Source organism: Parasegetibacter sp. NRK P23, assembly GCF_023721715.1.
GTDB lineage: Bacteria > Bacteroidota > Bacteroidia > Chitinophagales > Chitinophagaceae > Parasegetibacter.
In genome coordinates this window covers 2,189,392-2,212,603 of sequence record NZ_JAMDLG010000001.1, presented here as the reverse complement: position 1 = coordinate 2,212,603, position 23,212 = coordinate 2,189,392, and the positions used below count along the sequence as shown (strand labels likewise).

The following is a 23,212-nucleotide window of genomic DNA, read 5'->3' as shown; positions in this document are numbered from 1 at the left end:
TTCATTTTACAATTGACTGCCATGCAACATTTCCGCTTTTACAACAGGGAAGACCTGCTGTTTCTTACCCGCCTCCGACGTTTCGAAACCAAATTGGGAGAAAGGCTCGCCACCCTTTCCAACAGTGATGAATGGGAAGAATCGCTGCGCCATTCGCCCGCGAAGTATATCCTTATCGGTATTCCGGAAGATATTGGGGTGAAAGGGAATTTTGGCAATGGCGGGGCCGATAGTGTATGGTTGCCTTTTCTTTCCGCTTTCCTGAACATCCAAAGCAACGATTATTTTTCCGGCGAAGAAATGATGGTGTTGGGGCATTTCGATTTCGGGGACCTGAAATACCTGATCGAGAACAATGCCAGCAACGAAGAAGAACGGGTGGATGCCTACCGGCACGCGGTGCACGCCATTGATGAGGAAGTGGAATCACTGGTGAAGGTGATTGCCGCTGCGAACAAAATCCCGGTGGTGATAGGTGGGGGGCACAACAATGCGTATCCCCTGATTAAAGGCGTGGCAAAGGGATTAACCAAAGCGGGCATCATTCCACTTGCCCAGATCAACGCGGTGAACCTGGATGCCCATACTGATTACCGTCCATTGGAAGGGCGACACAGCGGTAACGGTTTCCGGTATGCCGATGAGGATGGGTTCCTGCACCAGTATTGTGTGGTGGGCATACATGAAAATTACGTTCCGCAGAACGTATTGACGGACATGGCCGAGAATCCGTTTACCGATTACATTACCTGGGAAGATATTTTCCTGTACGAAAGGCGCAGTTTTATGCAGGCCGTGGCCCATGCGGCAGACTTCACCAAAGATGGTTACACCGGTATCGAACTGGACCTTGATGCCATCCAGGGTGTACTCAGCAGTGCCGAAACGCCTGTTGGTATTTCAGCGATCAATGCACGGCAATACGTTTATTACACAGCTTCAGAAAATAATGTGGCTTATCTCCACATATGTGAGGGTGCGCAACAACTTGCCGATGGGCGCCGCAGCGATACCACCGGTAAGTTGATCTCCTACCTGGTCACCGATTTTGTGAAGGCGCACGTAGTGGCAGTTAACGATCCAGCGCCATAATCTGTTCAAAAAGCTCCTCGTACTGCACATTCATCTGTTCCAGTTCAGCACCCACGGCTTTGTAGGATTTCTCCGTGTCCTGGAATTTCTTCGGGTCTGAATAAGTATCCGGGTTGCCCAGCGCGGCTTCCAGTTTTTCTTTTTCCGCCTTTTTAGCGGCTATTTTTTCTTCCAGTTGCTGGAAAGTCTTTTGTAATTTTTGAAGCTCCTTGTTGATGGGGGCGTTCCCTTGCTTTGCTTGCGGTTGTGGCGCCACAGGGGCGGGCTTCGACTTTTCTTTTTCTTTCTCCTCTTTTTTAGGCGCTTCTTCTATCGCACGGGCGGCCATTCTCTCCTTCCATTCCACCCATTCGTGGTAGGTGCCCTTGAATTCTTTGATTTTACCATCCACGATCTCCCATATCTTGTTGGCGGCTTTGGAAATGAAGTAGCGGTCGTGGCTCACCAGGATGATGCTCCCTTCATACTTGTTCAGCGCTTCCACCAGGAGTTCCACGGAATGGATATCAAGGTGGTTGGTCGGTTCATCGAGCATGAGGAAGTTGGCCTTGCTCACAATAACTTTTGCCAGAGCCACACGTGCTTTTTCCCCACCGCTTAGTATCTTGATGCGTTTATCCACGTCGTCGCCGCCGAAAAGGAACGCGCCCAAAAGACTTCTGTATTCCAGTTCCGTTTTCCCCGCGCGGGAACTGTTCATCTCTTCGATCAGCGTATTGTTCAGTCCGAGTGATTCCAACTGGTGCTGTGCATAGAAACTTTCCGCCACGTTATGCCCCCATATTCTTTCCCCTTCAATGGGTTCGGTACCGGCCACAATACGGAGGAGTGTGGATTTACCTTTACCGTTCGCACCGATCAGCGCGATCTTATCGCCGCGTTCAATTTCGCCGGAGGCATTCTTCAGAATCTGCAGGTCTCCGAAAGATTTCGACACATTTTTCAGCGTACAAATGATTTTGCCGGGCTCTTTGCCCACCGAGAAGTTGATGCGCATGTTCGGGCGCTCAATTTCCACATCTTCGATCCGGTCTATCTTATCCAATCGTTTTTGCACACTCTGTGCCTGAGCGGCTTTAGAAGCTTTGGCCTTGAAGCGCTCAATAAAGCGTTCCTGCTGGCGGATAAAATCCTGCTGGTTCTCGTAAGCGCGTTTCTGCATTTCCACCCTTACTTCCTTTTCGGTTTCATAGTAAGAGTAGTTGCCTACGTATATGTGAAGCTCCTGCTGGTAGAGTTCCACGATTTTATTCACCATTTTGTCGAGGAAGAACTTGTCGTGGCTCACAATTACCACGCTGCCCTTATAATTAAGCAGGTATTTCTCCAGCCATTCGATAGAAGGGAGGTCAAGGTGGTTGGTTGGTTCGTCCAGCAGCAGCACATCGGGTTGTTGCAGGATCATTTTAGCGAGCAGTACGCGCATTCTCCAGCCACCGCTGAATTCTTTATAGGGGCGAACGAGGTCGGTATCGCTGAAACCGAGTCCGTGTAAAACCTCTTCTGCTTTGTGTTGCACATTGTAGCCATCGAGCAGATCGATCTCATGGAGCACATCCATGTACCTGTTCAGCAGTTTTTCGTCTTCTTTGGCTTCGAGCAGCTTTTCGAGTTCGTGTTGTTCTTTCTGAAGGGCCATCACTTTTTCGAAGGCTTCCATGGCCACCTGGGTGATGTTGTTGTTCGTATCAAAGCTCAGCAGGTCCTGGTGCAGGTAGCCAATAGTGGTTTCTTTACTTTTCACGACTGAACCGGCACTGGGCGTATATTCCCCCACCAGTACTTTCAGCAGGGTACTTTTTCCCGTACCGTTGTAGCCTATGAGGCCTATTCTTTCTCCCGGGTTCAGGTGCCAGGTGGCATCGCGTACAATGGTTCTGGCCCCGAATTCGAACGTAACATCCTGTAATCCAATCAGCATTATCTTCCGGCGTTTTTTCTGCCGCCCCGCAAAGGTATTACATGTTTAGGGCGGTAAGCCTTACATTTGTAAAAAAACTTTCGCTCATGAAGCAATTCTTTTGCCTGGCCATTGCCGCTGCTGCTTTTCTGGCGGCCTGTAGTTCTTCCGATACCAAAGCGCCTGAAAATGCCGAACCCGCTCCACCGAAAGTGAGTAAACATACCGCCGCCTTCAATTCCTCTTTTTCCGCTTTGCTGGGTGGATACTATGAACTGAAAGATGCACTGGTGGCCAGCGATACCGCAAAAGCCAACCTTGCCGCCGCGAAAATGGGCGCCGCCGCCGATAGCGTAAAACTGAACGAAATCTCCAACGACAGCACCGGCGCCATCGCCGCCACTGCCGCCGATTATACCAAAACACTCAGTGATCTCTCTAAAACACTACGTTCCGAATCCGATCTCGAAGCAAAAAGAAAAGAGTTCCAGATGGTATCCGACGCGATGTACGACCTGGTAAGAACAGTTCAATACGATGAGCAGGTGGTGTACCACCAATATTGCCCGATGGCCTTCGATAACCAGGGCGCTTACTGGCTGAGCAACTCCAGCGATATCAAGAATCCGTATTTCGGGAAGAAAATGCTGGTTTGCGGCGAGGTGAAAGATTCGCTCAACTTCTAGCGATTGGCTTATGCCAGTAAAATGACATATAAAAAATCCCCCGGCGGTTAAATACTTCCGGGGGATTTTTTATGTGGTGTTTTCACCGGGCAACTCCGGGCCGTAACACTGTCTCGTCTCCCGGAAAACAACGTCGGTGGCACCGGTTTCCAACCCTCCTCCACCAGCCATTCCTCCACGATGCCCGTAAACACTTACTTATTAAGAATTTCCGCCCTGCATCAGTGAAATCACGGGATACCCGCGGGGATAAACACCGGGTACCCCCCCCGTTCTTCCGGGAACCCCCAACCTTTCCCGGAAAAACTTGTTATTCCCAGCATGAAAGGAACTTTACTCAGCGTTTTTCTTTTTCTTTTCACCCATCAGCTTTCAGCTCAAGATAAATTTACCATCAGCGGGTATGTAAAAGATGCCCTGTCTGGCGAAACACTTATCGGCGCCACGATTGCCGTGAACGGAAGCGGACGGGCTGTACTGGCCAATCAATACGGCTTCTATTCTATTACTTTGCCAGCCGGGGAATATGAGTTATACGTTTCTTTTGTAGGGTACGAAGTGCTGGGTAAAAGTATTAAACTGGACGCGGACACGCGAACTGATTTGCTGCTCACCCCACGCACCGCGGCCGCCAATGAAGTGGTAGTCACCGCCAGGAAAAGGGACAACAACCTGAAGGACGCGCAGATGGGTAAGATAAGCCTGTCTATGAACCAGGTGAAATCGCTGCCCGTGCTTTTCGGGGAAGTGGATATTCTTAAAACAATTCAACTGCTGCCCGGCGTGCGCAATGCGGGGGAAGGCAATGCCGGTTTTTACGTGCGCGGTGGTGGCCCCGACCAGAACCTGATTATGCTGGACGACGCCGTAGTGTACAACACCGGCCACTTATTCGGGTTTTTCTCCATTTTTAATTCCGACGCTATCAAAAATACCTCGCTCATCAAAGGAGGAATGCCACCTCAATACGGAGGAAGGTTGTCTTCGGTACTGGATGTGGCCATGAAAGATGGTAATATGAATGAATGGGAAGCCCGGGGCGGCGTGGGGCTCATTGCTTCGCGCATTTCTGTGGAGGGGCCGATTCAAAAAGACAAAGCATCTTTTATGCTTTCCGCCCGCCGGACCTATATTGATGCCCTGATAAAACCGTTCATCTCAAAATCAAGTTCGTTCTATGGTTCAGGATACTATTTCTATGACCTGAACACCAAGTTGAACTATACTTTTTCCGATAAGGACCGGCTCTATCTCAGCGGTTATTTTGGCCGCGATGTATTTACGTTCCGCAACCGGGAACGTGCTTTCAACGCGGATATCCCCTGGGGTAATTCAACGGCAACCATCCGGTGGAACCATGTTTTCAATCCAAAACTGTTCTCCAATACCACCGTGGTGTACAACGATTATAAGTTCTCCTTCGGCGCCGCCCAGCAGGATTTCGAACTGAAACTGAGTTCAGGTATCAGGGACGTCACCACGAAAGCGGATTTCGATTATTTTGTTTCTCCGAAACATAAGTTGAAATTCGGCGGACTATGGACCTACCACACTTTCGTGCCGAATGTGCTTTCCGGCAGTCAGGGTGAAACCACCTTCAATCCCAACAACAGCAATACGAAATATGCCCATGAAACCGGGTTATATATACTGGACGACTGGTCTGTGAGCGATAAACTTAAACTCAATGCGGGCCTGCGCTGGAGTGGATTCGCACAAACGGGTCCGTACAAAACCTTCACCACGGATGCGGACGGAAACAAGCTGGACAGCACGGTATACAACCGGGGCGAGCGCGTAAAAATGTACCAGGGCATTGAACCGCGTTTAACGGTAAGGTACACACTGAATGCGCAATCCTCCCTGAAATTTGCCGTAAACCGCAACCAGCAGTTCATTCACCTGGTCAGCAATGCGGGTTCCACGTTGCCGACTGATCTCTGGGTACCGAGTACCCTTCGCGTGAAACCGCAATTAAGCTGGCAATATGCCGCGGGGTACTTCAGGAATTTTTCAGAAAACACCTGGGAAACTTCTGTTGAAGTCTATTTCAAAGACATGCAAAACCAGATCGAATACCGGGAAGGATACACGCCTTCTCTGAAAGATCCGGAAGAAGAATTCACTTTCGGAAAAGGATGGAGTTACGGTGCGGAATTTTACGTAAATAAAGCGAAAGGAAGGCTCACGGGCTGGGTAGGTTATACATTGTCCTGGACCTGGCGCAAGTTTCCCGGACTGAACGATGGATTGAAGTTCCCCGCTAAATATGACCGTCGGCACGATCTATCCGTGGTGGGAATTTATGAGTTGAGCAAGAAATGGAAACTGTCCTCTGTTTTTGTTTATGGTACCGGTAACGCCACCACGCTTCCCGAGCGGTTCTATCTCGTGGAAGGCGTACTGACACAGGAATACAGTAAGGTGAACGCGTATCGGTTGCCCGCTTACCACCGGCTTGACCTCGCCGCCACGTATTCGCCCGCGCCCCGTCGCCCCGAACGGCGGTTCCGCAATGAATGGGTTTTCAGTATTTACAATGTGTACAGCAGGCTGAATCCCTATTTTATTTATTTCGATCAAACGGGAAGCGCGTATGATGGAACGCTGGAGGTGGAGAGTTTGCAGGTGTCGCTTTTTCCGATACTTCCATCGGTTACCTGGAATTTCAGGTTTTAGGTGGCGTTTCTTAATCAATGCGTGATTGCTTCGTAATAATACCATTCCCACGCCGTTCATCCAATCCTCCCGCTGAACCTGTTTAAGTTTCGTAAATTCAAACATGAGGTTCGGGGTAGTTTTATTCCTTTTATCATTTGCGCCACAACTACGTGCGCAACCGCTGAATGGCGTCTGGAAAGGCACGCTCACCCAGCGTGAAGGAGGCTGCTTTCCCGTCTATTACCTCGAGATTCAATTACAGGAAGACGGGGTCCAACTGATGGGTGTTAGCTATGACTATTACGATACCACGAAGTACGTGAAACACAGGTTTACCGGCCGCTACAATGCGCTCACCAAACGAATGGTGCTGGAAGAAACGAAAATGCTGGCCGTGCGGATTCCACCACATTGTGTGCCGTGCATAAAAAGTTATGACCTTGTATATTCAAAAGAGGATGGGTTAGAGGTGTTGTCCGGTTCCTGGAAAGGGGTGGATGCTGAAAAAGGCGCGCCCTGTCCGCCCGGAGAAATTCGCTTGTTGCGGAACCCGCAACCGGTGTTCCCTGTGGAGCGACTTGCGCCTGATACGCCTTCAAATACATTGACGGACCGCATTACGGACCTTGTTTCTACCATTGATGTACATGCGCCGGAAATGGAAATTCTCCTGTATGATAATGCTGAAATTGATGGCGATACCGTGAGTCTGCACGTCAACAACCGGGCGATCGCGCAAAAGGTAAGGCTCGCGGCGCAGCCGCTGCGCTACGAACTGAAACTGGAACCCGGTGTGGTGTACGACCTGGTGATGCGCGCCGAGAACTTAGGGGAAATCCCTCCCAACACAGCATTGATGGTCATACGTTCGGGGGAGGAGCGGTTTGAGGTAAGAATGTCGTCCACATTGGAGAAAAGCGCGATGGTGCGTTTCCGGTTTATCCAGCGTTGATCATTCTTTGAGTTTAAAGCGGATCATGGCGCTCTTTTGTAAGTTTGAAGTCAGCCGCACTTCCTTTTTCAGGTCGCCGCATTCCACCACCATCAGCGCGGTATTGGGCGGCACTTCGCCCAGGTTTTCTGCCACCATCACCAGTTCCTGGATATCGTCTGCGTTTTCAATGCGGAAGGTGAGCGTCAGCGGTTTCGCGGTGAGTTGCTGTTTGGAAAGTATAAGCTGGTTGTTGCGGTAAACGGAGATGGTATCTTTATCAATTACGCCATTGTCGTAGAGTTTAACGGTCACCTCTTTGCTGGTGACTTCTATGGTGCTCACCAAAACATTTTCCCTGCCCGCGATCACCTTCGGGGTAATTTTTGGCGCGGCAACGGCAGGCTTGGTCTCGTTGGGACGAATGCTCTCAATCACTACGGGATTCGCTTTTTTCACCGAATCCGGTTTTGTTTTTACCGTAGGCGGTGTATTGGTTTTAGAAGGAGTGGTTGTTTTAGGGGGTGTTGTAGTTTTTTTTGGCGTAACGGGTGTCGCTTTTTTAACGGTGGGCGCACTTGTTTTTACACGGTCGCGCGGGTCGGGAGCGCCATCAAGATCGGGCCTGGGCGCAGAAAGGAAAGGTTCTTTTTTGAAGTCGGAGAAAGGTACTTTTCTTAACCTGACCCTTCCTCTGCCGCAATCACTGGAATCCCTTACGTTCAGGGAGGTGAAGGGGCCTTCAAGGAACTCTTCCCTGCCGAGTTTTGAATATTCAAGGTAACAGGTCATGATGCAGGCGCTGCTGTTGGAGGCGATCCGCAGTTCCAGCATTTTCTTTTCCTGCACCAGCACCCGGTTTGATTTTGGATCAAAAGTGCCGCTGAAAGAAGCCTTCCCGTAAAAACTGGTGTCCTGGTAGGAATAGGTGACGCCTTTGAGTTGTCCCGAAACGTCCTTTATCTGCACTTCGTATTTATAAGGATTGGCGGCTTGTGGACTATGCAGTCTTTCAAAAACGGATGTTTGTCCACCGGAAAATGCGCCGCGCCAGATGCCCGTGATGTTCTGGGCCGATGTAAAAATCACCGAAAGCTGAAACAGTAAAATAATCAATATCCTCATAGTGTTTTTCCCTATGTGAAATTCCGAAAATACGCCACGGCTTTCTGCCAAGAGTTTGTTAATTTCGCCGTTCTCAAATAACAAGTCGAAAGATAGGACAATTAAAATCATGATCAACATCACATTACCAGATGGGGCAGTGCGGCAGTATCCTTCGGGAACTTCGGCGCTGGAAGTGGCCAGATCCATTTCAGAAGGATTGGCCCGGAAAGTTTTGGCAGCGAATGTAAATGGAGAAGTGTGGGATGCCACGCGACCCATAACCACGGATGCTACGCTGAAACTCCTCACGTGGGATGATGATGGCGGCAAGTCCACTTTCTGGCACTCTTCGGCCCACCTGCTGGCCGAGGCGCTGGAAGCCCTGTTTCCCGGAACGAAATTCGGAATAGGTCCTTCCATTGAAAAAGGATTTTACTACGATATCGATACCGGTGACCGCCAGATCGGGGAGGAAGACCTGCGTGCGATTGAAAAGAAAATGGCTGAACTCGCAAAGAACAACGAGGAATATACACGTAAATCCGTTTCAAAGCAGGATGCCCTGGCTTATTTCACCGATAAGAACGATGAATACAAACTCGAACTGATCGACGGCCTGAAAGATGGGGAAATCACTTTTTACTCCCAGGGTAATTTCACAGACCTCTGTCGTGGGCCACATATTCCGCACACCGGCTTCATCAAAGCCGTGAAACTGACCAGCATCGCCGGTGCCTACTGGAGGGGCGATGAAAAAAGAAAGATGCTGACCCGCATCTACGGCGTTACGTTCCCCAACCAGAAAGAACTGGACGAGTATATCGTACTGATGGAGGAAGCGAAAAAGCGCGACCACCGCAAGCTGGGAAAGGAACTCGAGCTGTTTACCTTCTCCGAAAAAGTGGGGATGGGTCTTCCGCTGTGGTTGCCGAAAGGGGCCATGCTCCGCGAAAGGTTGCAGCAGTTTTTGCAGAAAGCGCAAATCGAAACCGGTTACCTGCCCGTGGTAACTCCACATATCGGTCATAAGAACCTGTACGTGACTTCGGGCCACTACGAGAAATACGGAAAAGACAGTTTCCAGCCCATCAAAACGCCACAGGAAGGAGAGGAGTTCTTCCTGAAACCGATGAACTGTCCGCACCATTGCGAGATATACAAAGCGTCACCACGTTCTTATAAGGATTTGCCCCTCCGTTTGGCGGAGTTCGGAACGGTGTACCGCTACGAACAGCATGGAGAACTGCACGGACTTACCCGTGTAAGAGGGTTTACCCAGGACGATGCGCACCTTTTCTGCCGTCCCGACCAGGTGAAGGATGAATTCAAAAAGGTGATCGATCTTGTTTTGTATGTATTCAATTCACTCAGCTTTACCGATTTCACCGCCCAGGTTTCCCTGCGCGACAAGGAAGACCGCTCCAAATACATTGGTACCGACGAAAACTGGAACCTGGCCGAAGAAGCCATCATTGAAGCCGCGGCTGAAAAAGGGCTGAAAACGGTGGTGGAATACGGAGAAGCCGCGTTTTATGGTCCTAAGCTCGACTTTATGGTGAAGGACGCCATCGGCAGGAAATGGCAACTGGGTACCATCCAGGTGGATTACAACCTGCCTGAACGCTTCGACCTTACTTATGTGGGCGAAGACAACCAGAAACACCGACCCGTGATGATCCACCGCGCCCCGTTCGGCTCGCTCGAAAGGTTCATCGCCGTACTCACGGAACACTGCGCGGGTAAATTCCCGGTTTGGCTCACGCCTACCCAGGTGAAGATCCTGCCCATCAGCGATAAGTTCCTCGATTACGCCAAAAATGTTTCGGATGTATTGAAAATTGCTGATATTCGTGTGGAAATTGACGACAGAAACGAGAAAATAGGGAAAAAGATCAGGGATACAGAATTGGAGAAAGTCCCCTATATGCTCGTTTTGGGTGAAAAAGAGGTGAACGAAGGACAGGTGGCGGTACGCCGCCAGGGAAAAGGAGACGTAGGCACCATGCCAACCGCGGACTTCGTTAAACTTATCACCGAAGAAATTGTTAATAAAACTTTTTAATACCTGTTTGCCACAGGCACTATTCTTAATCAAAAAACATAAATGGCATTACCAAACAGAGGAAGATTCAATCCTAATTTCAGAAGACAGGTACAGCAGGAACACCGTACCAACCAAATGATCCGCGTACCCCAGGTAAGACTGGTGGGCGACAATGTTGAGCCAGGCGTTTACTCCACTTTTGATGCCATGAAAATGGCGCAGGAAAAGGCGTTGGACCTGGTGGAAATTTCCCCAAACGCAGATCCTCCCGTTTGCCGTATTATCGATTACAATAAATTCCTATACGAAAAGCGGAAGAAGGAAAAGGAAATGAAGGCCAAAAGCAAGGCCTCCGAAGTAAAAGAAATCCGCTTTACACCTGGTACCGACGACCACGATTTCGATTTCAAAGCAAAACATGCCGAGAAATTCCTTCAGGAAGGCAACAAAGTGAAAGCCTATGTGCAGTTCCGCGGACGGGCCATCATGTTCAAGGAAAGAGGTGAACTCCTTCTTTTGAAATTCGCCGAAAGACTTGGCGAAACCGGTGTGCTTGAAGGAATGCCAAAAATGGAAGGTAAAAGAATGCTCGTAATCTTCGCGCCGAAAGCCAAGAAGAAAGCCTAGGTTCTTTATACAGCATATTGGTGAGGGCGTATCTTAAGAGATATGCCCTCTTCTGTTTCATCACTTCCGGGTTGGTATTCAGCAACGGTGTTCAGTATGAAAGACTTATCCCCTCAATTGGCAGAAAAAGTATACCGGAAGGATGTTTATTTCGGAAAAAAATATACCTTTGCATCCCGTTAAAATACGGACGTTTTTGTAAGTCACTGATTTTCAGAAACGGAAATTGCCCAAACGGTTCCATAAGTGTTCTCCGGTGAGAGCCACCAGCAGGGTGTAACAGCAAAATTCGGATCAAAATGCCAAAGGTTAAAACCAATTCGAGTGCCAAAAAAAGGTTTAAAGTAACCGGTACGGGTCAGATCACCTTTCAGAAGTCTTTCAAGCGCCACATTCTTACCAAAAAATCCAAAAAACGCAAGCGTGCCCTTAACAAAAAAGGTGTTGTAGCGCCAGCTAACATGGATTTCGTAATGCGCCTCCTGCGTCTGAAATAATCCCCCTTTACCTCTTATTATTAACTTTTTTAAACTCATTATAACATGCCACGTTCAGTAAACGCTGTTGCATCTAAGGCAAGAAGGAAAAAAGTGCTGAAGCAAGCCAAAGGCTTCTACGGCAAACGTAAAAACGTATATACCGTTGCGAAAAACGTACTCGAGAAAGGACTTACCTACCGTTATGTTGGCCGCAAATTAAAGAAACGCGAATACCGCGCCCTGTGGATCGTGCGTATCAACGCCGCCGTAAGGGAGCAAGGACTTACTTACTCTGTATTCATGAACAAACTGGCCGAAAAGAACATCAGCATCGACCGTAAAGTACTGGCCGATCTCGCGATGAATGAGCCGGAAAGCTTCAAAAAACTGGTTGACTCCGTGAAATAAGGAGCCAGCTTCAAATAGCAGAACCGGGGTGTTGAAAAACATCCCGGTTTTTTTTGTTCGCACCCCTCAAAAAAAACTACTTTTGCATCGCCGCGAAAACGGCGCTAACAAATCTTCATTACCAATACACTCTGGAGTAAATGAACAATACGTACACCGGCCTGGTGCAACAAACCTTCCACTTTCCGCAGGAAGGATTTGACGTAAAAAACGGATACCTGCATTTTAATGGCGTTGATGTGAAATACCTGATCGACAAGTACGGTACCCCCATGAAGGTAACCTACCTGCCTAAGATCGGGATGCAGATCAATAAGGCAAAGACCATGTTCGCTAACGCGTTCAAGCGCCACAAATATGAAGGTCAATACAATTATTGTTATTGTACGAAGAGCTCCCATTTCTCCTTCGTGGTGGAAGAAGCGCTGAAACACAATATTCATCTCGAGACTTCTTACGCTTACGACCTGGAGATCATCAACAAGTTGTACGAAAAAAAGAAGATCAACAAGGAAACCTTCATCATCTGCAACGGGTTTAAGCAACGCGCCTATACCAGCCGCATCGCTAAACTCCTGAACGCAGGATTCAAGAATGTTGTGCCCGTTCTTGACAATAAAGAGGAACTGAACCTCTATAAGCGTTCCGTAAAAACGCCTTTCAAGATCGGGATCCGGGTAGCCGCGGAAGAAGAACCTTCCTTTCCGTTCTATACTTCAAGACTCGGCATCCGCGCCAAAGATATCCTCGAATTCTATGTGGACGAGATCGAAGGGAACGAGCACAAGTTCCAACTGAAAATGCTCCACATCTTCCTCAACAAAGGAATAAAAGATGATATCTACTATTGGAGTGAACTGAACAAGATCATCAACCTGTATTGCCAGTTGAAGAAGATATGCCCCGAACTGGATTCCATCAACATCGGCGGCGGATTTCCCATTAAACACTCGCTCGGCTTCGATTACGACTACCAGTTCATGATCAACGAGATCGTGCGTAACATCAAGATCGCCTGTAAAAAAGCGAAAGTGCCCATGCCCGATATCTTCACAGAATTCGGCAGTTTCACCGTAGGAGAGAGTATGGCGCATATTTATAGCGTGATCGGCAACAAATCGCAGAACGACCGTGAAACCTGGTACATGATCGACTCTTCTTTCATTACCACTTTGCCCGATACCTGGGGGATAGGAGAGAAATTCCTGATGCTCCCGATCAACAAATGGGAGAACGAATACCAGCGGGTGGTGTTAGGAGGGATCACCTGCGACAGCCATGATTATTATGATTCAGAAGAACACATCAACGAAGTGTTTCTACCCAAAGTGAACGCGGGCGAAGAACCATTGTACGTGGGTTTCTTCCATACCGGCGCTTACCAGGACCAGATCAGCGGATACGGCGGTATCAAACACTGCCTGATTCCTTCGCCCAAGCACATTATTATTGAATACGATAAGAACGGCAAGCTGATCGACTGGGTATATGCGAAAGAGCAATCTGCGCAATCCATGCTGAAGATCCTGGGTTATATTAAATAAGCAGGAACATACATAAATGAAAACTCCCCTCGGTAACGAAGGGAGTTTTTTTATTGAAACCGTCCATAGTATGTAGGTTAAAAGTAGCGGTTGTCCAGTACATAGAAACCATCACGGTCTTTCCAGTAGGTGAACCCGCTACGGTCGGTATAATAGTACCTGCCGCCGTCGCGTTTGCAGTAGCGGTCGGGAACGGAAACCACTATCGGGGGAACATAGCCATATCTTTTCTGTAATTTCTTACGTTGACCAGGCGAGAAATTCCGGGCCGATTTATAACCGTACACTTTCTTCGCGTGTCCGGGAGGCAGGTGGCGGAAATCGTTGCCTCTTCTGCCATTGCCGTCAATAATCACCACGGGGCCGCCGTCTCTTTCCCACCTGTCGTTATCCCAGTTGCGGTCGCGGTCTCTATCCCGGTCCCTATCCCGGTCCCTGTCCCTGTCACGGCGATCTCTGTCGTTGGTACGGCCCCCTGGGTAACGTACGCTGCCATCGGGGTAGCGCACCGTGCCATCAGGATACCTCACACTTCCGTCCGGGTAACGTGTGGCCTGTTGGTTGCGTTGTTGTGCGTAAGTAGTGCTGCTGCTCGCGAGAAGTCCAATTGTTCCTGTAATCAGTAACCACTGGTGTAAAAATCTGGTTTTCATAACGCGATGTTTTTATATTTACCTATAAGCCAATTTGTTTGCCAGTTTTCATTAAAATTCCGTTAATGAGGTACGTTGCCATTGTTTTAACAATACTTGCTGCCATGCAGGAAGGAAAGGCGCAGACCGCCACAGATAGCGTGAAACAAACCGTGAATAACCTGTTTACGGCTATGCGTACAGGTGATACCATATTGCTGCGTTCCGCTTTTTCAAATGAAGCGATCCTTCAAACCATAACTAACGCAGGTGGACAAACGAAAGTGAGAACGGATAAAGTAGATGCCTTTGTTCAATCCGTAGGAAGACCGCATACTGAAGTGTATGATGAACGCATCGTTTTTGAAAGGGTGGACGTGGATGGCGACCTGGCGAGTGTATGGACGCCTTACAAGTTTTACATCGGAACAAAGTTCAGCCATTGTGGGGTGAACTCCTTCCAGTTGGTGCGGTTGAACGGGGAATGGAAGATTCAGTATTTGATCGATACCAGAAGAAAAGAACCCTGCCGGTAGGGGCAGGGTTGCTGATTATCGCTTTTTCATTTTGTATTTCTTATTCACTTTCGGGCTGTTGAAGTACTGGTTCAGTTCTTCTTCGGTCATCCCTATGGCGATATCTATCGGCACATCTACCAGTTGCACCTGGATCTGTTTCATCTCATTGCGCATGTTCTGCGCCTTGGTATTGATATCCGGATCTTCTTCGCCCAGTAATGAGTTATTCTGAAGGTTGTATTCGAGCCGCTTGATGCTGCTTCTTACCACCGCAGCCGAGTTCTGTTCAGCCTGTTTGGTGGGCGCCACACTTTCTTTCACCGGCACCATAGCCACACCAACGCCAGGGAGTATTTTACCGGCTGTTTTCTGGCCATCGGTTGGAAGGGAAGAGAATACGGTTCCTCCCAAAGCTGTGGCCGCCGAGGACAGTTCAAAAGTGGTACGTGTACCTTTCGTCTTCTTCAACCGCTTGTCCATTTGCAGGAACGTATATTTCAATTGCAACACATAGCTGCTGAGGTTCTTCCTTACATATTCATATTCCTGGAGGGCAAGCGGGTAGTTCAACGCGTCTTTTACCACAATCTTAATAATAGCGGTATCCCTCGCCCTGAATTTATTGGAGCCGACAAAATAGAGCAGCAGTGTTTTTTCCTTTTCTTTTTCGTTGTCTTTAATGAAGTCATACGGTGGCGACCAGATAAAATCGTCATCACATTGTTTTACAACCGTATAATTTTTTAAGGGGATGTTCGAGAGCATCGTGATCTGTTCGATCGGGAAACTTCCGATATCGCATTGCACCTTAAAATTGATGGTATCGCCTTCGTCCACGTAAAGCGTATTGTTTACGTTGGGCTTAACCCTGGAAGGGATAATCTCCGTATTGTAGAAAACCAGGGTAAAAACGGTATCTATCCTTTCTTCGGGATTGGAAAGATTCTGTACTCCGATGTTTACACGGTAATCGTAATCATATTTGAGCTTCCCGGAAAGGAAGAACGATTTTTCCGCCTTGAACGAAAGGGTGCCGTTATCCTTATTGATTTTCAGTCCCACCGGGGAATTGCGGAGGAACCAGAAATATTTCCCATCGTTCTTGTTGATCTCAAACTGGTAGGTGAGGGTGGAATCCACGTGCAGCGTCACATAAGGATTCAGGTTCCTGATCCGGAGGGCGGTATCCAGGAAAACCGGGTGGTACGTCGTGTCTGTTCTGATCACCGTGCTGTCGCCATGTTCCTGGCCCCGTACAAACTTGCTCATCGAGAGTACCAGAAAGCATAATAATATATGCCCGGACTTTTGAATGCGTTTCCTCATCTTGGATTTTGTGTGTTATGTAGCCGTCTGATCAAGGGCCGAAGTTAAAACAAACCACACAAAATCAGTGTGAAATAGGTATAAAAAATCCTCCCCGGGAACGGGGAGGATATCAAACCAAACCAACTGCTTATGAACTAAACTTTTCTTGTTATTGAATCTCAATGGATTTTTGCGGTGCGGCTGTTTCCGCTTTTTTAGGCAGGAACAGTTTCAAAACGCCGTTCTCATATTTAGCGGTGATGCCTGCCGCATCAATTTTTTCATCAAGGGAAAAACTTCTTTTGAAAGACTGTGCGGTAAATTCCCTGCGAACATATTTTTCCTGTTCGTTGGTTTTTTCTTCTTTTTTCTCCGCTGAAATCGTGAGCAGGTCGTTTTCCAGGTTCACTTTAAAATCTGTTTTCTCATACCCGGCCGCTGCTACATCCAGGTGGTAACCTTCGGCTTTCTCTACAATGTTCACCGCGGGATGATGAAATGGTGAACCGGTGAAAGCGTGCTTTCCGAATACGGAGGGAAAATTGAAGAAGTCTTCAAACAAATTGTTTGCGGGGCGGTTGTTAACTTTTACCAGTGTCATAGCTATTCTTTTTTAATGTTTTTTGAATTTGATTGAACGATAGGCTAAGATCAAATCAGGGACCAGTTGAAAAAAATGGCTTTTGCAGAGAAAATTTGTCTGATTCTAACTTCATCAATATGACTAATTGTCGTTTTCGCTTATTTTTTAGCGACATAATGTCTGGTTTTAATCTATTTCAATCGTCCTATATTTGCATATCGAAATAAGAAAAAAGAAAAAGTATGTATCCAGCAGAATTAATAATGCCGATGAAGGCAGAACTTACAGATAATGGTTTTGATGAATTGGTAACACCAGAAGAGGTGACGAACACACTTACGCAGTCAGGTACCACCCTGGTGATGATCAACTCAGTATGTGGTTGCTCCGCAGGAAGTGCACGTCCGGGTGTATTGATGGCGGTAGCGAACAGTGGAAAACGTCCCGACAGGCTCACCACAAGCTTTGCCGGTTTCGATACAGCCGCGGTAAGCAAGCTCCGCGAACACCTGCTGCCTTATCCGCCTTCTTCACCCGCTATCGCTTTGTTTAAGGATGGGCAACTGGTGCACATGATCGAAAGACACCAGATTGAAGGGCGTCCCGCTCAAATGATCGCGCACAACCTGATCGGCGCCTTTGAACAATATTGCGGTTAATTATACCCGTAAATAACTTTCCTGTATACAAACTCCTCCAGGCATGGGGGAGTTTTTTATTTTGTGCCGGGCAATATTTTATGATGCCCGGTTTTCGCACTTCCTGTTTATTCTATATCATTGTAAATTGAATCTTAACCAAATAACATTCATGTATCCCAACCTATATTTCGCGTTTAAGGACCTGTTTGGTGTGGAATGGAAATTCCTTCGTTTTGTGAATTCCTTTGGCTTCTTTGTGGCACTGGCTTTTATAGGTGCGGCGGTTGTGCTTACCCGTGAATTAAAACGGAAGGAAAGGGAGGGATTGCTTCATCCCAAAGAAGAAAAGATCGTGGTGGGTAAACCCGCTGGTATCGGGGAACTGCTGCTCAACTTCATAATAGGATTTCTTTTCGGTTATAAATTATTAGGAACACTCTTTTTAGATGCTGCCATTACCGAGAATACGCAGGAGTATCTTTTCTCCTCGCAGGGGCATTTGCTTTCCGGACTTTTCCTTGGCTCGGTCCTGGCTTTCTTCAAATGGCAGGAAAAGAACAAACAAAAACTGAAACAACCCGAAGAAAGACTGGTACGCATCTGGCCGCACGACAGGGTAGGCGACCTGGTGATCTTCGCCGCGATATTTGGTTTCGCAGGTGCCAAAGTGTTCCATAACCTGGAAAACTGGGGTGAATTTGTGCAGGATCCGATAGGGGCCTTGTTTTCCCCGAGTGGTCTTACCTTCTATGGCGGACTTATCTGCGCCGCAGCGGCCATCTGGTATTATGCCCGCAAGAACAATATCAACATCTGGCACCTGAACGACGCGGCAGCGCCCGGACTAATGTTGGCATATGCTGTGGGCCGCATCGGTTGCCAGGTTTCTGGCGATGGTGATTGGGGCATCGTGAACAAAACGCCTAATCCATATTCGTGGTTACCAGACTGGATGTGGAGTTATACGTACCCCAATAACGTGAACGGGGAAGGTATACCCATTCCTGGTTGCGTCGGACAATATTGCAACGAACTCGCGAACCCGGTTTATCCTACGCCTTTTTATGAAACCGTGATGGGATTGCTGATTTTCGCCGCCCTTATGCTGATGCGCACAAAACTCAAAGTGCCCGGAACCCTGTTTGCGGTTTACCTTATATTGAATGGTGTAGAACGATTCCTGATTGAAAAAATCCGCGTAAATACCACGTACGATATTTTCGGTTTTCACCCCACGCAGGCGGAATTAATTTCCTCCGGACTGGTGATCGCGGGTATTATAGTGTACATCATCCGTAAAAGAACGTACAAACCTTCGCTGGCCGATCACAAAGCGTAACCAGAAACGTCTCAATTCAAGCCCATGTTGTTCCGTGCTTTTTCCTATGGCCTGTTCATCAGTTTCCTGGGCACATTGCCGTTGGGTACGCTTAATATCGCAGCGATGCAGATTTCGGTTACCGATGGGTTGCGTCCTGCATTGTTGTTCGCTTTGGGCGCACTACTGGTGGAGATGATTTACGTGCGCCTGTCGTTGGTAGCGATGGACTGGGTAAGAAGACAGGAGAAACTTTTCCGCTGGCTGGAATGGGCCACTTTACTGATCATCCTCGTTTTAGCCGCGGCGAGTTTTGTGGCCGCCACAAGTCCTGTGGTGGAAAAAAATGTGATACTCAGCAGTACGCTGCCCCGTTTTTGGCTTGGCGTGAGTATGAGCGCATTGAATCCTGTTCAGATTCCTTTTTGGTTCGGATGGAGTTCGGTGCTGTTTGGAAAGAACATCCTTCAAACCAAAGAATCCTTTTACAACATATACATCGCGGGCATTGGCCTTGGTACATTGTTCGGTAATTCCGTATTTATTTTCGGTGGTCGGTTAATGGTAGATACGCTGAACGCGAACCAGAATACCTTGCATTGGATTATTGGCGGCGTATTCGCGGTTACCGCGATGATACAGGCTTACCGGATGTTTTTTGTGAAGAAGAAACCGCTGTAAGCATTATGCTTTTGCCCATGCATCCCGGTCGTCGGGACTGAATTTCCAGGGAGCGAAATTGTTTTCGATGTTACCGAACATCATGTTCCATTCCTGCGGCGCGTTGCTTTCTTCCATAACGAGGGAGCGGCGCAATTCAAGAATGATCTCCAGCGGATTGATGCTCACGGGGCATTCTTCCACGCAGGCGTTGCAGGTGGTGCATGCCCGGAGTTCTTCCGTGGTAATATAGTTGTGCAACAGGCTTTTCCCATCGTCCTGGAAGCTGCCTTTGTTCGCGTTAATATTTTTCCCTACTTCCTCCAGCCTGTCGCGGGTATCCATCATGATCTTCCTGGGAGAAAGCAGTTTCCCGGTTGCGTTGGCGGGGCATGCCGCTGAACAACGGCCGCATTCTGTGCAGGAGTAAGCATCCAGGAGGTTGCGCCAGCTCAGGTCCATTACGTCGCGGGCGCCGAATTTTGCGGGCGGCGGCGCGTCTCCGGCTTGCGCGGCCAGTTCGGGTTGCATGGCGAACAACACTTCCTGTTGGATGGAAGGCATGTTGTTCATGTGTCCCTGAGGCGCGAGCCTTGCGTAATAAGCATTGGGGAACGCGAGTATGATGTGCAGGTGCTTTGAATAGGGAAGGTAGTTCAGGAACGCGAAGATGCCCAGGATGTGCAGCCACCAGCAGGTGCGCTCAAGTCCGGTCAGTGCGCTGTCGGAAAGCCCTGAAAACAGGGGCTGTAACAGCGAAGATACCACGAAGTTACCTGTAAGGAATGCACTGTAATGAGGCGCGCCCCGTTGTTGAAGGAGCGTGTCGGCGGCATTCATGGTCAGGAACAGGCTCATCAGTACGATCTCGGTGATGAGGATGTAATTCGCGTCGGAACGGGGCCAGCCGTCCAGTTCTTTCTTTCTGAAGCGGCGGATGTTCATTACATTCCTTCTGATCAGGAAAATGACACACACGATCAGTACACCCAAAGCCAGTATCTCGAAAAAGTTGATCAGAAAATTATAGAAGCCACCCAGGTAAGGCGCGAAAAGCCGGTGTGTGCCGAAGATGCCGTCCAGGAATATTTCCAGCACTTCTATGTTGATGATTACGAAACCCGCATAGATGATGAAGTGCATGATGGCTACAGAAGGATTCCTGAACATCTTCTTTTGCCCGAAAGCCAGCAATAAGAGGTTGCGCCAGCGTGCCGCCGGGTTATCGGTCAGTGTTTCTTCTTTCCCCAATAAGATATTACGGCGAATTTGTTTCGCCTTGCCTGCGAAAAGAAAGATGGCCGCAGCTGCAGCCGCCACGAAAAGTATCTGCGGTAGAATCGACATAATAAGCAGTTGTGCGCCACTAAGATAAGAGTTTTGCGTGTTTCGATGGTTAAATAGCTAAGTCTTATTAATTTACGACCAAATAAGCGCTATCGTTTTATGTCGGAACAGAAAAAGTACATTCTTAATAAAGAAGAAGCCGGAAGAAAGATCCAGCGGATGGCCTATGAAATTGCGGAAAGGAACATGACAGAGACCCCTCCAGCACTCATCCTGGCAGGGATCCGCGACAATGGCGTGGTGATCGCCCGCTCTTTACAACATCTTTTACAACAAATCTACCCCGCCCCGGTACAGGTGCTGGAAGTGGAACTGGACAAACGGCATCCCGGTGTTATTTCCTGGAGCGATGCCGGGGATTTTAACGGTAAAACCATTGTGCTGGTAGACGATGTGGCCAACAGTGGAAAAACGATGTTGTACGCGTTAAAACCACTGCTGGAATTTCACCCGGAAAGTATCCAGACCCTGGCGCTGGTGGAGAGAACACATAAGAAGTTCCCAGTACATACGGATTATGTGGGGCTGTCGCTGTCTACCACCTTGCAGGAGCATATATTCGTGGAAGTGGAAGGGGAAAGGGTAACGGGGGCGTATCTGGTGTGAAGTCTCACCCCCAACCCCTCTCAGGGGGGAGAGGGGCGTTTGTTCCAGCTGTTTAAGTTGAATGTGTGCCCGATAATAATAAGTAATCTAACTTGTTATCGTTGTTTTGCTAAAAGGGTAAACGAACTCCATCACAGAAGCGGCGTTTATTTATTCCAAAATTGGAAAAGAATAAATTGGCTCTATTTCAATGTTCGGCCAATGGCGACCTTGGTATATGAATTTACAGGAGTTTTTGTCCCACCCTCAGGTTCCTATTAGAGCATAATTAGCGGTGATGCCGATACCTGCCTGAGCATGTGAGGCGAGGTTGAATCCTTTGAAATTATAAAACCTGACATCATATTCAAAGCATAGGTTTTCTTCCAATTTAGAAATCATTGCTGACGCTTAAGAGAGATACTGCTTTAACTTTTGGGCTTCTTCCATCATCTTACTTGAAGTTATTACAGTCCTATAAAAAAGCTCCCAATAAGTTCGACACTTGTTGGGAGCTTTTTTTTCTTAAAGAAATTGTAACCGGTACAAGATCGCATTAGTCAAGTTTAATGCAATCCGCACGCTTCACTTTTATTTTACCGTAAAAGGCACTTTCACTTTATCCCACATCAGTTCAACCACGCCTTTGGGAGTGATGTTGATCGTGAATTGCTCTGTCATGGCGTTGGCCTTGGGTTTTGCGGTAACGCGCAACTGGTCGGCGGTGGAGTCGTATTTATAAGCGCCCCATTGCTCTGCGGTTTTATTGAAAATGATGGTCCACTCTTTCTCACCCGGGATAGTGAAGAGGGAATATTTTCCGGCGGGCAGTGTTTTTCCGTTCACTTTTACGTCTTTATCCACGGTAAAAATGGTGGCTTCATTTGCGCCGGTGCGCCATACTTTTCCATAAGGAGCAAAATTGCCTTCCCAAACATTTCTCCCCTTCACAGAGGGGCGGCTGTAATCAATAGTGATGGTTGTTCCCTTTACAGTTTGGGTAACGGTGGCCGGGGGACTGGGACGTTTAGACTTGTCCTGCTGCGCATTGGCGGAAGTGGTGGAAAGAACAAAAGCTGCGCCCAGCAAAACTGTGGCTGCACGTTGAAAGATCTTTTTCATTGTATGAATTTGTTGTTTTAAAATCAATTGAGGCAGAAAGTTAACAAACCCTTTCTAAGAATGGTTCATAAAAATTATCTCTTTACATTGCGGGAAGAAAAAAACTGAATATGGTTACGTTGGATAACGGTAAACTCAGGGTGAAAATAGCGGAGAAAGGTGCCGAATTACAGGAGTTATTTTCAATTGCAGAGGGGATCAACTTTATGTGGAGCGGCGATCCCGCTTACTGGGGGAAGTTCTCACCGATACTTTTTCCGATCGTTGGCACCTTAAGAAACAACAACTTTTCGCACAACGGAAATACCTACTCACTCAGCCGGCATGGTTTCGCACGGGATAAAGTTTTTACCGTTGAACACACAGCTGCGACCGAATGCAGTTTGTTGCTTTCTTCGGATGAGGATACGCTGAAGGTGTATCCGTTCCTTTTTCATTTCAGGATAAGATACAGGCTTGAAGCCGATACGCTCCTTGTGCAATATGAAGTAGAAAATAACGGGGCGGAAACCATGTTTTTTTCCGTAGGGGCGCATCCGGCATTCGCCGTACCATTCCTTCCGGGTACTGCGTATACTGGCTACGAACTTTTCTTTGGCCGGGAGGTTACGGCCGGGCGCTGGCCTATTACCGAGGATGGGCTGATTGCGGAAAGCCCGGTTCCGTTATTGGAACACAACGCAACACTGCCGCTTTCTCATGAATTATTCGAAAAGGATGCGCTGGTTTTTAAGCAGTTTCCTGCCGATTCAATCCTCATTCGTGCCGCTAAAGGTGGTCCCGGATTGGAAGTGACCTGGAAAGATTTTCCATTCCTCGGCATTTGGGCCGCAAAGAATGCAGACTTTGTTTGTATCGAACCCTGGTGCGGTATTGCGGATGCCTGGAACGCCGGAGGCGAAATCGCAACAAAAGAAGGGATAGAAAAACTGGAACCCGGTAATGTTTTTTCACGGGGCTGGCAGGTCCGTATTATCCCCGGATAGCCGCCGGATTTTCACTGTAGCACAGCTTCCTAC

22 protein-coding genes are annotated in these 23,212 nt (G+C 48.2%); 15 read left to right on the top strand and 7 right to left on the bottom strand.

Annotated elements, in window-relative coordinates; all coding sequences use genetic code 11:
- The first annotated feature begins 21 nt into the window (after positions 1 to 21).
- Positions 22 to 1,092, top strand: coding sequence for a formimidoylglutamase (locus M4J38_RS09010; RefSeq protein WP_251759225.1), 1,071 nt, complete (start codon positions 22 to 24; stop codon positions 1,090 to 1,092).
- On the opposite strand, the gene M4J38_RS09005 is transcribed toward M4J38_RS09010, so the two are convergent.
- A complete protein-coding gene (locus M4J38_RS09005) occupies positions 1,073 to 3,013 on the bottom strand; it encodes an ABC-F family ATP-binding cassette domain-containing protein (RefSeq protein ID WP_251759224.1) in 1,941 nt (646 codons plus the stop codon). The genes M4J38_RS09010 and M4J38_RS09005 overlap by 20 nt on opposite strands.
- Before the next feature lie 86 nt (positions 3,014 to 3,099).
- Between M4J38_RS09005 and M4J38_RS09000 the strand changes: the two genes are divergently transcribed.
- From M4J38_RS09000 to M4J38_RS08990, 3 genes are all read left to right on the top strand, one after another.
- On the top strand, positions 3,100 to 3,678 hold the full coding sequence (locus M4J38_RS09000) for a DUF3347 domain-containing protein (protein WP_251759223.1): 579 nt from the start codon (positions 3,100 to 3,102) through the stop codon (positions 3,676 to 3,678).
- A gap of 321 nt (positions 3,679 to 3,999) precedes the next feature.
- Complete coding sequence (locus tag M4J38_RS08995; protein WP_251759222.1) at positions 4,000 to 6,357, top strand: TonB-dependent receptor; 2,358 nt, start codon at positions 4,000 to 4,002, stop codon at positions 6,355 to 6,357.
- A 103-nt stretch (positions 6,358 to 6,460) separates the two neighbouring features.
- Complete coding sequence (locus M4J38_RS08990) at positions 6,461 to 7,291, top strand: hypothetical protein (RefSeq protein ID WP_251759221.1); 831 nt, start codon at positions 6,461 to 6,463, stop codon at positions 7,289 to 7,291.
- On the opposite strand, the gene M4J38_RS08985 is transcribed toward M4J38_RS08990, so the two are convergent.
- Positions 7,292 to 8,395: a hypothetical protein gene (locus tag M4J38_RS08985; protein WP_251759220.1), complete on the bottom strand. Its 1,104-nt coding sequence runs from the start codon at positions 8,393 to 8,395 to the stop codon at positions 7,292 to 7,294.
- A gap of 109 nt (positions 8,396 to 8,504) precedes the next feature.
- On the opposite strand from M4J38_RS08985, the gene thrS reads away from it, so the two are divergent.
- The 5 genes from thrS (at position 8,505) to M4J38_RS08960 (ending at position 13,479) form a co-directional block, all read left to right on the top strand.
- Positions 8,505 to 10,439, top strand: coding sequence for a threonine--tRNA ligase (thrS, locus tag M4J38_RS08980; RefSeq protein ID WP_251759219.1), 1,935 nt, complete (start codon positions 8,505 to 8,507; stop codon positions 10,437 to 10,439).
- Between the two features lie 42 nt (positions 10,440 to 10,481).
- Positions 10,482 to 11,048, top strand: coding sequence for a translation initiation factor IF-3 (gene infC / locus M4J38_RS08975; protein WP_251759218.1), 567 nt, complete (start codon positions 10,482 to 10,484; stop codon positions 11,046 to 11,048).
- A gap of 299 nt (positions 11,049 to 11,347) precedes the next feature.
- Positions 11,348 to 11,545: a 50S ribosomal protein L35 gene (rpmI, locus tag M4J38_RS08970; protein ID WP_251759217.1), complete on the top strand. Its 198-nt coding sequence runs from the start codon at positions 11,348 to 11,350 to the stop codon at positions 11,543 to 11,545.
- A gap of 45 nt (positions 11,546 to 11,590) precedes the next feature.
- Entirely contained in the window at positions 11,591 to 11,935 is a 345-nt protein-coding gene (rplT, locus tag M4J38_RS08965) for a 50S ribosomal protein L20 (RefSeq protein ID WP_251759216.1), read from the top strand.
- Between the two features lie 140 nt (positions 11,936 to 12,075).
- Positions 12,076 to 13,479 (top strand): arginine decarboxylase, encoded by a 1,404-nt coding sequence (locus tag M4J38_RS08960; RefSeq protein WP_251759215.1) that lies wholly within the window; start codon positions 12,076 to 12,078, stop codon positions 13,477 to 13,479.
- Between the two features lie 77 nt (positions 13,480 to 13,556).
- Here M4J38_RS08960 and M4J38_RS08955 read toward each other — a convergent pair whose 3' ends face one another.
- Entirely contained in the window at positions 13,557 to 14,132 is a 576-nt protein-coding gene (locus M4J38_RS08955; RefSeq protein WP_251759214.1) for a hypothetical protein, read from the bottom strand.
- Between the two features lie 65 nt (positions 14,133 to 14,197).
- Between M4J38_RS08955 and M4J38_RS08950 the strand changes: the two genes are divergently transcribed.
- Positions 14,198 to 14,647 (top strand): nuclear transport factor 2 family protein, encoded by a 450-nt coding sequence (locus M4J38_RS08950; RefSeq protein WP_251759213.1) that lies wholly within the window; start codon positions 14,198 to 14,200, stop codon positions 14,645 to 14,647.
- Positions 14,648 to 14,662: 15 nt separating this feature from the next.
- On the opposite strand, the gene M4J38_RS08945 is transcribed toward M4J38_RS08950, so the two are convergent.
- Both M4J38_RS08945 and M4J38_RS08940 read right to left on the bottom strand, forming a co-directional pair.
- Positions 14,663 to 15,955, bottom strand: a complete 1,293-nt coding sequence (locus tag M4J38_RS08945; protein WP_251759212.1) for a hypothetical protein — start codon at positions 15,953 to 15,955, stop codon at positions 14,663 to 14,665.
- A gap of 151 nt (positions 15,956 to 16,106) precedes the next feature.
- Positions 16,107 to 16,538, bottom strand: a complete 432-nt coding sequence (locus M4J38_RS08940) for an Hsp20/alpha crystallin family protein (RefSeq protein ID WP_251759211.1) — start codon at positions 16,536 to 16,538, stop codon at positions 16,107 to 16,109.
- A gap of 224 nt (positions 16,539 to 16,762) precedes the next feature.
- Here M4J38_RS08940 and M4J38_RS08935 point away from each other — a divergent pair, with 224 nt between their 5' ends.
- The 3 genes from M4J38_RS08935 to M4J38_RS08925 all read left to right on the top strand — a co-directional run bounded on the left by M4J38_RS08935 (position 16,763) and on the right by M4J38_RS08925 (position 19,160).
- Positions 16,763 to 17,179 (top strand): BrxA/BrxB family bacilliredoxin, encoded by a 417-nt coding sequence (locus M4J38_RS08935; protein WP_256469195.1) that lies wholly within the window; start codon positions 16,763 to 16,765, stop codon positions 17,177 to 17,179.
- Between the two features lie 151 nt (positions 17,180 to 17,330).
- Positions 17,331 to 18,500, top strand: coding sequence for a prolipoprotein diacylglyceryl transferase (locus M4J38_RS08930; protein WP_251759209.1), 1,170 nt, complete (start codon positions 17,331 to 17,333; stop codon positions 18,498 to 18,500).
- A gap of 24 nt (positions 18,501 to 18,524) precedes the next feature.
- Complete coding sequence (locus M4J38_RS08925; RefSeq protein WP_251759208.1) at positions 18,525 to 19,160, top strand: LysE family transporter; 636 nt, start codon at positions 18,525 to 18,527, stop codon at positions 19,158 to 19,160.
- 3 nt (positions 19,161 to 19,163) lie between these two features.
- Here the strand turns inward: M4J38_RS08925 and M4J38_RS08920 are convergent, their stop codons facing one another.
- Positions 19,164 to 20,486 (bottom strand): (Fe-S)-binding protein, encoded by a 1,323-nt coding sequence (locus tag M4J38_RS08920; RefSeq protein WP_251759207.1) that lies wholly within the window; start codon positions 20,484 to 20,486, stop codon positions 19,164 to 19,166.
- Between the two features lie 99 nt (positions 20,487 to 20,585).
- Between M4J38_RS08920 and M4J38_RS08915 the strand changes: the two genes are divergently transcribed.
- Positions 20,586 to 21,092, top strand: a complete 507-nt coding sequence (locus M4J38_RS08915) for a phosphoribosyltransferase family protein (RefSeq protein ID WP_251759206.1) — start codon at positions 20,586 to 20,588, stop codon at positions 21,090 to 21,092.
- A gap of 570 nt (positions 21,093 to 21,662) precedes the next feature.
- Here the strand turns inward: M4J38_RS08915 and M4J38_RS08910 are convergent.
- Positions 21,663 to 22,193, bottom strand: a complete 531-nt coding sequence (locus tag M4J38_RS08910) for a DUF2911 domain-containing protein (RefSeq protein WP_251759205.1) — start codon at positions 22,191 to 22,193, stop codon at positions 21,663 to 21,665.
- A 110-nt stretch (positions 22,194 to 22,303) separates the two neighbouring features.
- Between M4J38_RS08910 and M4J38_RS08905 the strand changes: the two genes are divergently transcribed.
- Positions 22,304 to 23,179 (top strand): aldose 1-epimerase family protein, encoded by an 876-nt coding sequence (locus tag M4J38_RS08905; protein WP_251759204.1) that lies wholly within the window; start codon positions 22,304 to 22,306, stop codon positions 23,177 to 23,179.
- The last annotated feature ends 33 nt before the right edge of the window (positions 23,180 to 23,212 follow it).